Origin of the sequence: Desulfosalsimonas propionicica, assembly GCF_013761005.1 — a bacterium.
Taxonomy (GTDB): Bacteria; Desulfobacterota; Desulfobacteria; order Desulfobacterales; family Desulfosalsimonadaceae; genus Desulfosalsimonas; species Desulfosalsimonas propionicica.
This window is the reverse complement of record NZ_JACDUS010000001.1, coordinates 374,131-386,016: the sequence shown is the minus strand read 5'-3', so window position 1 is coordinate 386,016 and position 11,886 is coordinate 374,131. Positions and strand designations below refer to the sequence as shown.

The window sequence follows — 11,886 nt, the reverse complement described above, 5'->3', positions numbered from 1 at the left end:
ATGGCCGAATACATCCGGGCATTGACCTATCGCTTCCCCCTGCTCCGCGGAGACGATGTGATCGCCCTGCAGCGACGTCTCAAGGCGTTGGGGTTCGACAAGGGGGGGCAGATAGACGGTTTGTTCGGCCCCCGGACCGAAGCCGCCGTCCGTGGTTTTCAGCAGAGCCACTCGCTGAAAGTGGACGGAATCGTCGGCCCCCGAACCTGGAGATCCCTGTTCGAATCCCCCGGAAAGCGCCCGGAAACCGGTAAAATCGCCCACTCCCTACCGGAGCTGACCCAGAGCCATGGGTATCGGGATAGCGTGCGGTGGCGTCTTGCCTCCGACGGCATTCGCATCGAAGAGGCCGATCCGGAGACTTTCGGGGGCGAGCCGAAAACCGTGCGTCGGATCTGGCAGGAGTTTTCCGGATCCATCACCGAATGGGCCCATGATTTCGGGGTTCCGGCAGAACTGATCGTGGCCGCCATCTGTACGGAGACCCGAGGGGATCCCAAGGCGGTGCGTGAAGAGCCCGGCTACGTGTCGGACGAACAGACCCCGGCCAGAGTCTCCCCGGGGCTGATGCAGACCCTCATATCCACAGCCCGGCAAACGCTGGGCGATGACGGCATTGACCGGCAGTGGCTATTGGTGCCGGACAATTCGATCCGGGCCGGAACCGCCTATATCGCGCTTCAGTGGAAGGCTACCGGCTTCGACCCCCCTAAGGTAGCCTGCGCTTACAACGCCGGTGGAATCTACCACAATGCCGGGGGCGATAACCGCTGGAAGATGCGCCAATACCCGATTAACACCGACGAACACGCCGACCGGTTTGTCAGGTGGTTCAACGAATGCTTCCTGATGTTCCGGCTCGATGGTATGCACCCGGCCGTGAGCTTTTTTTCTCACCTGGCGTAGGTTCGGATTGCCCCTCGAGCCGTAAAAAATCTACGTTACCGGAAATCATGACCGGCTCTGCAATCAGTTCCCCAGCATCCTGGAAAAAGTGCGCCGGTTTCGATAAAGCGGTCCCCGATGGCATCCGTATAGGCGTTTGATCAAGATCCGCTTCGCTGCGCGCCCCTGAGCCCACTCGTTGAATGAACATGGAGGCAAAACCCAATGTCAGCACATCAATCTGAAATCGAGCACTTCATGAAGGGATTAAAAAAACGGAATCAAAACGAGACGGAATTCCACCAAGCCCTGGAAGAGGTCGCTGAGTCGGTGATGGCTTAGTATCTTGATCATGAAGACTACCGGAAAGAACAGATTCTTGAGCGATTGACCGAAGCGGTTCTGTCAATCGCTGATGACTGAACTGTCACAATTATGGAAATATCCCTGCAAAAAACGATGGAACTCACATGGAAAAAGCCGGGAATTCTACCAGCGCATGAGGATGTTTGGTCACAAAAAATTGAAAAAACATGAAAAAATGGTGCCGGAGGCGAGACTCGAACTCGCAAGGGCGCAAGGCCCGGAGGATTTTGAGTCCTCTGCGTCTACCACTTCCACCACTCCGGCACTTTGACGAGGCTGTGTGTGCGGGATGTTCATCGCCCGAAGCATCGGGCGGATTTGGTTGGCAAAATAACCAAATCAGAAAAAAAATGCAAGCATGTTTTGTCTTTGGCGGTTTTCGGGCCGGGCTACCGGATCTGTCCGCGTTTTTCCACAAGCTCGCGTTTTAACTGCCACAGCCTGGGCGTCAGGGAAACGTGGTAGATATGGGGATTGACCAGGCGCTTGACACCGGAATCCAGGCGATCCAGGTCCTGGTCCCGGACCTGCCGCATTTCGTCTATGCCGGGGTGCTCATAGACCATCCGGCCGTCTTTGATGATATCTGTGAGCAGGGGCTCGATGTGATCAATGTCTTTTCGTGAAATGGTGCGCCGGATTTCCCGGTCGCTGGGATGGCGCAGTTCCAGGGGATCCATCTGATCCGGGTCCTCGTCCTGCATTCCCATAAGATCGGCCGTGGCATGATTAAGACCGTTGTAAATGCGCCAGACATTTTTAAACCCGGGATTGATGATTTTTTCCGGAGTTTCCGAAACCTTGATGGCCGGAATCCACTCCTGGTTTTTTTCAAGGGCGGTGAGCTTGTAAACCCCGTCCAGGGCGCCCTGGCCCCTGGATGTCACCAGCCGGGTGCCCACGCCGTAAGCCAGCCGGTTGATGAGATGATCCGGGTCCAGGCCGTATTTGCGCGCCTCATCCCGGATCTGGCTGACAATCTGCCAGACCACCATTTCATCGAGCTGATTGCTCAGCAGAATCACCGTGTCTTCAAACCCGGCGGCATTGAGCATCCTGGCGGCCTGGATGGACAAATGGGCCAGATCACCGGAATCCAGGCGGATGCCCAGGGGTTTGTGGCCTTTTTTCTTTAACTCCTCAAACACCTTAATGGCGTTGGGAACTCCGGATTCAAGGGTGTTGATCGTGTCCACCAGCAGAAGGCAGTCGTCTGGAAACACTTCCGAATACGCCCGAAACGCGGCCAGCTCGCCTTCGCCCAGGGCCATGAACGCCTGGACCATGCTGTGGGCATGGGTGCCCTTGGCCGGATAACCCAGGGCATAAGAAATGCCCGTGTTAGAGGAAAAATCCGCGCCCCCGATCATTGCGGCCCGGGTGCCGGCATTTCCCCCGCGGTCCTGTGCCCGGCGCAGCCCGAATTCGATCATCATCCGCCTGCAGCCCGCTTCCCGGACCCGGGCGGCCTTGGTGGCGATCAGGGTCTGGAAATTGATGCGGTTTAGCAGGGAGGACTCCATGATCTGGGCCAGGGCCAGGGGGCCCTGCACCACGGTGAGCGGCACGTTGGGATGCACCACCCGGCCTTCGGGCACGGCCTGGATGGTGAAATGATCCCGGAGGCACTGCTGCCTGAGCCAGCCGAGAAAGTCATCGTCAAACATGGGCTTTCCGCTGCGCTGTTTTTGATTGCGCAGGCACTCGATTTCCGCGTCACCGAAGCAGGCTTCCTCAACCCAGTCCGCAAACCATTCCAGGCCCGCATTGATGCAGTATCCGGCCTGGTGTGATCCGTAATCCGGATAATTGCGGAAAAAATGCTCGAAATGGGCATTCATCTCGTGCATGCCCATGCGGAAATACAGCTGGGCCATGGTCAGTTCATACATATCCGTATAAAGCACGCCTTCGGCAAGCTTTCGCTGGCTGGCATTCATGATTTTACTCCTTTTATTTGCGCGCCCGGTTTCGGGCCGACAGATACCGGCAGCAGATCCAGTAACCGGGCTTCTGACACCGCGCCCTGGCGCAGAATCACAGGCGGGTCACAAGTCACGTCCAAAATTGTGGAACCGGAACCCGCGGCCAGGGGCCCGGCATCCAGGATCATGCCGGCTGCCCGGGCAACCGGATCTGAAATTTCAGACACGCGCCGGGCTCCCGGGGCATTTGCGGTATTGGCGCTGGTGGCGGTAACCGGGGTGCCCGCGGCCCGCGCAAGGGCTGCGGCAGCCGGATGGGCGGGCAGGCGGATGCCGATGGTGCCGGTGTTTGCCGTAAGATTTTTCGGCAGTCCCGCCGCTGCCCGGAAAACCAGGGTGATGCCGCCGGGCCAGAACTGGTCCATTACCCTGCGGGCGGCATCGGGAATTTCTGCAACAAAGTTTTCAAGCAGATCCCGGCTGCTGATGAGAATGGAAATCGGATTTTTTGCCGGCCGGTTCTTGGCAGCAAACACCCGGTCCACGGCATCCGGGTTTAAGGCGTCAGCACCCAGGCCGTAAAGGCTCCGGGTGGGAAAAATCACCAGCCCTCCGCTGCGGATACAAGCGGCTGCCGCCTCTATAACAGCCGGGTCCGGGAACCGGTCGTCGATGAGGTTGATGCGGGCTTTATCCCTCAAGGCTCCGGGCCTTTGCGTTGACCTCGTCTGCCATCGCCGACTTGTAGGACACCATCCGCGCTTCCAGGCCCGGATCAGACAGGGCCAGGATCTGGGCGGCAAGCACTGCGGCGTTTTTGGCGCCCGGCTTTCCCACGGCCATGGTGGCCACGGGCACGCCCGGCGGCATCTGGACCGTGGACAAAAGCGCATCAAACCCGCTTAAGGCAGAAGAATCAATGGGCACCCCGATGATGGGAACAGTGGTGTGGGCGGCCATGGCACCGGCGAGATGCGCGGCATGGCCGGCGCCGGCAATGATCACCCGGATGCCCCTTTTGCGGGCGGTTTCGGCAAACTCCCCGGCCCGTTCCGGGGTCCGGTGGGCCGAGGCCACGGTGAGTTCATAGGGAATATCAAAGCGCTTGAGCAGGTCAGCGGCCGCGCTCATCACCGGCAGATCCGAATCACTGCCCATGATGATGCCAACAGCCGGGGCCGCGGACAATCGCTTTTTGGCTTTTGCCCCGATGTCGGTGCGAAAGTGAACATTTTTCCAGGAAATTTTTTCCACCGCTTTATAGGCCCGGGATATGGCCTTGACAATGTCATCTCCCAGGGCCGTCACCCCGAGAACCCGGCCGCCTGCGGTGACAATTTCGTTGTTTTTGGCGGCTGTTCCGGCATGAAAGGCCGCCACGTCCTTCATCCGCCGGACATTGGCCAGGCCGCTGATCCCGGCGCCTTTGGCATAGGACCCGGGGTATCCGCCCGCGGCCATGACCACGCACACCGCAGGCCGGGGATCGATTTGAATGCGGCATTTGTCCAGGCCGCCATGGACTACGGCGCGGAGCAGGGGCACGATATCGCTTTTGAGCCGCATCATCAGGGGCTGGGTTTCCGGGTCCCCGAACCGGCAGTTAAACTCCACCACCCGGATCTTGTCTTTGTCAATCATCAGGCCGGCGTACAAAACCCCCTTGTAGGGGCGGCCCTCTGCGGCCATGGCCCGGACCGCCGGGCGCATGATCTGGTCCATGATCTTTTGCTGCATGACCGCATCGACCACCGGAGCAGGGGAATAAGCGCCCATGCCGCCGGTATTGGATCCCCTGTCTCCGTCGTAGACTCTTTTGTGATCCTGGGAGGCCGGCAGGGGCACAATATGGGTACCGTCTGTAAACGCGATAAACGAGGCTTCCTCGCCGGTGAGACACTCCTCGATGACCACGGTTTTTCCCGCATCCCCGAAAATCTTGTCCTGGATCATCTGTTTGACCGTATCCTGGGCCTGTTTGCGCGTGCTGCAGATGACAACCCCTTTGCCCGCAGCCAGACCGTCGGCCTTGACAACAATGGGCTCTTCCATGGTCCGGATGTATTTGCGCGCCTTTTCCGGATCAGAAAATGCCCGGCCCCGGGCCGTGGGAATCCCGTATTTTTCCATGAGCCCCTTGGCGTAGGTTTTGCTGGCCTCAATTTCAGCGGCCGCAGCAGACGGGCCGAACACGGCCAGCCCGGCGGCCTCAAACGCATCTGTGATCCCGGCCGACAAAGGGCCTTCCGGACCCACCACGGTCAAATCGATCCGGTTTTGCCCGGCAAAGGCCACCAGTTCATCGATTGCATCAGCGGCAATATCCACACAGGTTGCCACTTCCGCAATGCCCGCGTTGCCCGGGGCGCAGAAAATCTGGTCTGCTTCCGGGCTTTGAGCGATTTTCCAGGCCAGTGCATGCTCTCTTCCGCCGCTGCCGACAATCAGGATATTCATGGGGTTTTACTCCGTTTTGCTTGATTCGTTACCCGTTGACGCACTCGCAAAAAGTCGATTTTCAGATGGCGCCGTAAAAAGTTCAAGATCAAGGCTTGCGCGATTTCGAAGAATGCAGCGTACTTATCAGTACGTGAAATTCTGAGAAATCGCGCGTAACGCAGATATTGAACTTTTTACGGTGCCATCACCCGTTGGACCGGTCATTTCATTTCAACAGCCCGCGTTTTTCTCCAGGGCCAGGCCGATTAACCGGTCAAGCAGTTGACTGTAGTTCATGCCCGCCTTTGATGCCGCCAGGGGCAGCAGGCTTACCGGGGTCATGCCCGGGATGGTGTTGGTTTCCAGCACCCACAGCCGGCCGCTGCTCAAAATCATGTCCGTTCGGCTGTATCCGGTGCAAAAAAGGGCCCTGTGGGCGGCCAGGGCAAGGTCGCGGCCCTGGCGGGCCAGATCCGGATCCAGCCGGGCCGGGCAAATCTCGTCGGTTTCTCCGGCCAGGTACTTGGCATTGAAATCAAAAAACTCATGATCCTTTAATGGCACGATTTCCACCAAAGGCAGGGCCTCCAGGTCCTGGTTGCCCAAAACCCCGCCGGTGATCTCGGTTCCCTGCAGGTATTGCTCCAGAAGAACCATATCATCGCATGCATGGGCGGCCTCCAGGGCAGCGTCAAAGGCCTCCGGCGAGCGCACGATGCTCATGCCCAGACTCGAACCCCCGCTTGCCGGCTTGACCACCAGGGGCAGGCCCAGCCGGTCCATGACCGCCTTTGCATCCACGGGCTCGCCCCTGCGACTGGATTCCCAGGCCGGCACGGCAATGCCGGCTTTTTCGTAAAAAAATTTGGAAACCACCTTGTTCATGGCAATGGCGCTGCTCATGACCCCGGGGCACTGGTAGGGGATCTCCAGCAGGTCCAGCAGCCCCTGAATGGTGCCGTCCTCGCCCGGGGCGCCGTGGAGAATCACCAGGGCCACGTCAATGGCCCGGGCATCGGCAACCAGGCGGGAGAGATCGGTGCGTGGATCATATCTGGCAACCGTATACCGGTCTTTGTCCAGGGCCTGGTATACATGGTCGCCGCCTTTTTGTGAAATCTCCCTTTCCCCCGACGTTCCGCCGGAAAGCAGGGCAACATGAATTTTTTTGCTCATGACATTGCACCCGGGTTGCGATAAGCGGCCTTATTGGTCCAGCAGCCGCTGTTTGGCCCTTTCAAACTCTTCAGGGGTAATGATCCGGTTGTCACGCATTTCAGCCAGTGACTCAAGCTTTTGGCGTTTTTCACCATCTGTATGGGTCAGCAGCCGCGACGGCCCGCCGGATTCCAGATGCCGGCTGCCTGCTGATGATTCCGAATTCGTGTCCTGGATTTTAAATGAAGCCAGGCCGCCCATCACGTTTACTTCGATATTTTTGCCCCGAAACTCGGGCATGCCCAGCACCTGAACCATGGAACGGCTTTTTTTCCGGACATAGCGCAGCACCATGTACCCGCAGCCAACAAACATCACCACACCCCCCAGCAAAATCCAGGGAAGATAATTGAGAATTCCGGTGAAAAACAGCACCACGATTCCCACCAGCCCCAGCAGGGCCACGTGGAAAAGCAGGATGAAATAGGCGATAAACACGCCCTTCATGACGCTGTCGGGATTTTCTCTGTTTTGGAATATGGGCATTGACTTGTTCTTTATTTGATTTTCAGCGCCCGTTTTTTCCGTCTTTGGCATCACCCCCGGCTTTTGAGCTGGCGGAAAGGTGTTCCACGAGCTGGTGCTCATACTGCTGGGGGACTTCGAAAATCACGGATCCGCCCCTTAATGTATTGAGTTTTAAGATCATGTAATTGAGTTTTTTCATGGTCTTGTAGCGAAGGGCTTCGTCTTCCATGGTGGAAAGCAGGGTTTCAGTACGGATGATCTCGTTTCGCAGTTCAACTTCCGGGGGCAGGCAGTCCGCATTTTTTAAAATTTTGTAGGCAAGGCGCAGTTCATCGGGGATTCGGCTGTAATCTTCATGATCCAGAGGTTTTCCGGCGCCCTTGAGGTTGTCGAATTCCCCGTTTCGCTGGGCGGCACGGATGCGTTCTTCAACAATCTTTTCAAATCCGGTAACAATCATTTCTCCATCCCCTTAAATAAAAAAGCCCCTCCGGATTAACAGCGAAGAGGCTCAGATATACGGATTTGGTGGTGGCGATGCAGGGATTCGAACCCCGGACGCTGCGGATATGAGCCGCATGCTCTGACCGACTGAGCTACATCGCCATATAAAAAGCCAGGGTAGTTTTTTAACTCCTGCCATACCCCGAAAACCAAAAGCAGAATTTATATCATTTGAAAACCATGGAGTCAACATAAAAGTTCGGCTCCAATACCGGTGTTAAAGGCTGTTACGACTTTTCAGACGAAAGTGCATCCACGGTCAGCTCGGCTATCCCATCAGGGGGATTGGCAAACACGGCCATAAAGGGCAGATTGCCTCCGGCCTGCACCACCGGGGACTGGTTGGCGACAGTTGCAGTCCTGCCAAGGGCCTGACGGATTTCTCCGGGATCAAGATTCCGGAGCTGCTGCTGTGTCAGGGTGTTGCCGCAAATGACAGCGGTTTCGTCCATGCGGGTGCCCTGTTGATCATACACGCCGGCTTCCACCCGGATATTTTGGCGGGCATGGCCATAGCGGTTGGTGATACTGCCGGTGATCACCAGGATTTCGCCGGCGCTTTGATTGTCCATGAACTGGTAGGAGGGGTCGGAAACCGCAATTTTCTGATTTCCGGGATCCGGGGATCCCGAATTTTCCATGGGAAGCCCGTAATAATAAACATATGCCCCGGCAGCGGCCGCAGCCAGGATCACCAGTAACAGCAGTATTTTCCAGACCGGTTTTTTCCGTGCGCCCCCGGGCTGAAAACCGCCTGCTGCATAACCGGCGGGCTCCTCATCAAAAACACTGTCTTCTGCCAGGTCCTGATCCGGGCTTTGGGCATCTTCCGTCACACCTGAAAAGAAAACGGTTTCCCCTTCTGCCTCTGTTTCCGCAAAATCGTCGTCTTCTCCGACCTCCTCGGTTTCTGCGTCCACAGCCTCCAGGGAAACGCTTTTTTCGTCTACGAGTTCATCCTCATCGTCTTCAGCAAACATGGTTTCCAGGTTCAGTTCAAAGTCATCTTCTTCTGTGGCGGCAGAGGCAGAATCCATGTCTTCTGCCAAATCCAGGTCCAGGTCAGCAAAGCCTTCGGCGTCTGCTTGATCTTTTTCCGGCATCCCGGCTTGCCGGTCTTCGGCCGCCCCGGCCCGGCTTTGTGCTTCAGCCTTGTCCAGGGTGCCGGGCGCATCGAGTTCAAGTGAGAAATCTTCGGCATCAGCCTGGGACGTCTCATCTTCCAGGTCCAGATCAAAATCCTCCTGCACCGGGGCGTCTTGTTGTTTTTCAGGTGAAAAATCCGTAACCGCGTCTTCACCCGTATCCATGGTTAAATCCAGCTCCAGGTCTGAGTCCGGGTCAGAATCCGGCCCGGGTGCCTGTGGTTTTTCTTCAGCAGCCGCCTCGGCCGGAGCTTGTTGGAAAACTTCACCAGCGGCATCATCCGGGGTTTCGTCAAAATCCAGGTCCAGATCTGCCAGGAAATCATCCTCGTCATCATCTTCCTGACCAGAGTCGCCCAGTTCCAGGCTCACCTCATAGACCCCGCGCGATTCGGATTTTTTTTCCTTATCCGGCTCCACCGGCCCTGGTTCAGCCGGGGCTGCGGGGGCATCCGATTCTTCCTCTGCAAAGTCCAGGTTCAGGTCCAGATCTTCGTCCGCATCCTTGTCAGCACCGGCATCAGTCTGCTCAGGGCTTTCCTCAAAATCAAAGTCGAGTTCCAGATCAAACAGATCTTCTTCGGTTTCCCCGGATTTATATTCCTTGCTGGTCATTTCCTCTGTTTCCGCCTTGGTTTTTTTTTCCCCGGGACCCTCAAAACCAGAACCCTGCCGATCTTCCAGGGACGCGTCTTCGTCCAGATTCAGCTCAAATGTATCCAAATCCAGGTCAAATTCTTCCTGCGCAGTCTCAAAGGAAGTTCCCGTTTCTTCGTCGCTTCCGGCACCCTGGGCAAACTCGGAAATCTCCATTGGTTCTTCATCAGCAAATGCTGCCTGCTCCTGCTCCTGCTCCTGCTCCTGCCCCTGTTCCTGTTCAAATGCCGGCTGAATTTCAGTATCGGCAATCAGGTCGGAAAAATTTAGCTCCGCATCCGCTCCCTGCTCCGGCTCCGGTTCCGGCTCCGGTTCCGGTTCCGGTTCCGGTTCCAACTCCAGAGCATCCGCCTCCTCCTCGGGGAGGGAGCCCAAAGTGGCATCAAGTTCGCCCGCCTCCAGCGTGAAATCTGAAATTTCCAATGTTTCTTCATCTGGTTCTTCATCAACAGGGGACTGCTCCTGCGGCTCAAATTCCGGCTGCATTTCGGCGTTGGCCGTCAGGTCGGAAAAAGTGAGTTCTGCATCGGATTCTGCAGTGGTCTCGGGTTGAAAAGACCCAAAATCCTTACCCCCATCAGCTTCCAGGTCAGAAAGATCCAAATCCGCCTGCGCCTCAGAATCTGAAAAATCCGGCTCCGGCTCGGACAAGATGTCCGGAAAATCTTCATCCAGATCAAAATCAAAGTCTTCCTGCACGCTATCAAAATCAACTTCCTGTTCGTCTGCATCCGGAAAACCCTCTCCGCCCTGCGCGTCAACTGTGTGGCCGGATAGATCCAGGACCGCATCATAATCACCTGCGGCTTCAGCCCCGGGTTCGGCAAAGGCAGGGTCGGATCCGGGCTCCAGATCAGAGAGGTCCATATCGGCTTCATCACCGGAATCAGAAAAATCCAACTCCGTGTCCGCTTCAAGGACTGAAAAGTCGAGTTCCGGCTCATCTTCCGGGTGATCTTCCGGCTCCAGGGGGGCCGCGGCCGGCTGAGGCGCCGTGGAAGTCTCAGCCAGATCCGGGCCGGCTTCAGCCTCCAGATCCGTGAAAGAAAAATCAGCTGTTTCTGTCTGCTTTTCCAGGTTTGAAAGCTCCAGATCAGCGTCTTGTTCCAGGTCTGAAAAGTCAAGATTCGCGGTTTCTTCCAGGGCCGAGAAACTCATCTCAGTGTCGTATTCCAGATCCCCCATATAGATTTGATCCGGGCTGTCCTCGGAAAAATCCGGAAAATCGAGTTCAAAGGAGTCCGCCTCCCGAAAGTCGGCGGTTTCATGGGTTTCCAAATCAGGCCCGGCACCCGGGGCGGTTTCAAACAAAGACCCGGACCGGGGAGACGGGAAATCCGCATCTTGTTTCCGGGGCGGGACATCAACGTTTTCAGCCTCAGAGGGTCGGCCGGAAGGCTCCGCCTCAAAATCTTCTGCAAAAAAAGCATCCAGCTGCTTTTCGGTTTCAGCAGCATCGGCAAGAAACGTGGCGCTGCCGGGATGGGAAAAATCAGCCTCTGGCGGCGGGGTTTCTGCTTGTTTTTCAGAAGGTTTTGCAAACTGCGATTCCGATACGGCTGGATAGGCCACAAAAACATGCTGGCATCTGGAACATCTCACCGTGGATCCTGACGGGCGGATCATGCTGGACTTGACTTTATAACTCGTGCCGCAAGCCTCACAGGTGACGATCATTTTTTCCCCTCGCTGGCTGAAAATTGTAAATGATAGATGGCGGGCAACTGCCTGTATTGCTCGGCATAATCCAGGCCATAACCCACAAGAAATCCTTGTTGCGCGCGGTGACACCAATAATCCGGGCGAAGGTCGGTCTGCCTGCGCTCTGTCTTGTCAATACAAGCGCACACCCGGATACTTCTGGGCTGGTGGCAGGATAGGCAGGCAATCAGCCGCTGAATGGTCAGACCGGTGTCCAGAATATCCTCGATGATCAGTACATGCTTGTCCCTTATGTCGATTCGCAGGTCATCCTGCACCTGGACATCCCCGGAGGAGTGATCACAATGGCCGTAGCTCGAGGCGGTGATAAAATCAATCTCCACCGGGAGGTGAATAGACCGCACAAGGTCGGCCATGAAAACAAATGCGCCTTTTAACACTCCGATTAACACCAATTGTTCATCTTTATAGTCGGCTGAAATTTGCTGCCCCAGGCGGGCAACTTTTTCCTGGATCTCTTCTTTGCTCAGGACAGGTAGCAGTTCAGGCATCAATATTTTATCAAATGAAGGGTTTACCGCAGCAGGCACTTTCACCCGAAACCATTTTTCAGAGGT

9 protein-coding genes and 2 tRNA genes are annotated in these 11,886 nt (G+C 56.5%); 1 reads left to right on the top strand and 10 read right to left on the bottom strand.

Annotated elements, in window-relative coordinates:
• A complete protein-coding gene (locus tag HNR65_RS01705) occupies window positions 1-906 on the top strand; it encodes a peptidoglycan-binding domain-containing protein (RefSeq protein ID WP_181549706.1) in 906 nt (301 codons plus the stop codon).
• 521 nt (window positions 907-1,427) lie between these two features.
• Here the strand turns inward: HNR65_RS01705 and HNR65_RS01700 are convergent.
• The 10 genes from HNR65_RS01700 to hpt form a co-directional block, all read right to left on the bottom strand.
• Window positions 1,428-1,515, bottom strand: a tRNA-Leu gene (locus HNR65_RS01700).
• 125 nt (window positions 1,516-1,640) lie between these two features.
• Window positions 1,641-3,191: a nicotinate phosphoribosyltransferase gene (locus HNR65_RS01695; protein ID WP_181549705.1), complete on the bottom strand. Its 1,551-nt coding sequence runs from the start codon at window positions 3,189-3,191 to the stop codon at window positions 1,641-1,643.
• Window positions 3,188-3,877: an L-threonylcarbamoyladenylate synthase gene (locus HNR65_RS01690; protein WP_220128248.1), complete on the bottom strand. Its 690-nt coding sequence runs from the start codon at window positions 3,875-3,877 to the stop codon at window positions 3,188-3,190. Before HNR65_RS01690 ends, HNR65_RS01695 begins: the two co-directional genes overlap by 4 nt.
• Window positions 3,867-5,633: a phosphoribosylamine--glycine ligase gene (gene purD, locus HNR65_RS01685; protein ID WP_181549704.1), complete on the bottom strand. Its 1,767-nt coding sequence runs from the start codon at window positions 5,631-5,633 to the stop codon at window positions 3,867-3,869. Before purD ends, HNR65_RS01690 begins: the two co-directional genes overlap by 11 nt.
• 213 nt (window positions 5,634-5,846) lie before the next feature.
• Window positions 5,847-6,791, bottom strand: coding sequence for a D-alanine--D-alanine ligase family protein (locus tag HNR65_RS01680; RefSeq protein ID WP_181549703.1), 945 nt, complete (start codon window positions 6,789-6,791; stop codon window positions 5,847-5,849).
• 30 nt (window positions 6,792-6,821) lie between these two features.
• Window positions 6,822-7,319 (bottom strand): SHOCT domain-containing protein, encoded by a 498-nt coding sequence (locus HNR65_RS01675; protein WP_181549702.1) that lies wholly within the window; start codon window positions 7,317-7,319, stop codon window positions 6,822-6,824.
• A 22-nt stretch (window positions 7,320-7,341) separates the two neighbouring features.
• Window positions 7,342-7,761, bottom strand: a complete 420-nt coding sequence (locus HNR65_RS01670) for a DnaJ family domain-containing protein (protein ID WP_220128247.1) — start codon at window positions 7,759-7,761, stop codon at window positions 7,342-7,344.
• A gap of 69 nt (window positions 7,762-7,830) precedes the next feature.
• A tRNA-Met gene (locus HNR65_RS01665) sits at window positions 7,831-7,907 on the bottom strand.
• A gap of 125 nt (window positions 7,908-8,032) precedes the next feature.
• Window positions 8,033-11,284 (bottom strand): zinc-ribbon domain-containing protein, encoded by a 3,252-nt coding sequence (locus HNR65_RS01660; RefSeq protein ID WP_181549701.1) that lies wholly within the window; start codon window positions 11,282-11,284, stop codon window positions 8,033-8,035.
• Window positions 11,281-11,820 (bottom strand): hypoxanthine phosphoribosyltransferase, encoded by a 540-nt coding sequence (gene hpt / locus HNR65_RS01655; RefSeq protein WP_181549700.1) that lies wholly within the window; start codon window positions 11,818-11,820, stop codon window positions 11,281-11,283. Before hpt ends, HNR65_RS01660 begins: the two co-directional genes overlap by 4 nt.
• Window positions 11,821-11,886 lie beyond the last annotated feature (66 nt).

Bases quoted from the DNA above. Each gene is read 5' to 3' on its own strand.
- HNR65_RS01660 (WP_181549701.1), bottom strand. From the start codon at position 11,284: ATGATCGTCACCTGTGAGGCTTGCGGCACGAGTTATAAAGTCAAGTCC.
- HNR65_RS01675 (WP_181549702.1), bottom strand. From the start codon at position 7,319: ATGCCCATATTCCAAAACAGAGAAAATCCCGACAGCGTCATGAAGGGC.
- HNR65_RS01705 (WP_181549706.1), top strand. From the start codon at position 1: ATGGCCGAATACATCCGGGCATTGACCTATCGCTTCCCCCTGCTCCGC.
- hpt (WP_181549700.1), bottom strand. From the start codon at position 11,820: ATGCCTGAACTGCTACCTGTCCTGAGCAAAGAAGAGATCCAGGAAAAA.
- HNR65_RS01680 (WP_181549703.1), bottom strand. From the start codon at position 6,791: ATGAGCAAAAAAATTCATGTTGCCCTGCTTTCCGGCGGAACGTCGGGG.
- purD (WP_181549704.1), bottom strand. From the start codon at position 5,633: ATGAATATCCTGATTGTCGGCAGCGGCGGAAGAGAGCATGCACTGGCC.
- HNR65_RS01695 (WP_181549705.1), bottom strand. From the start codon at position 3,191: ATGAATGCCAGCCAGCGAAAGCTTGCCGAAGGCGTGCTTTATACGGAT.
- HNR65_RS01670 (WP_220128247.1), bottom strand. From the start codon at position 7,761: ATGATTGTTACCGGATTTGAAAAGATTGTTGAAGAACGCATCCGTGCC.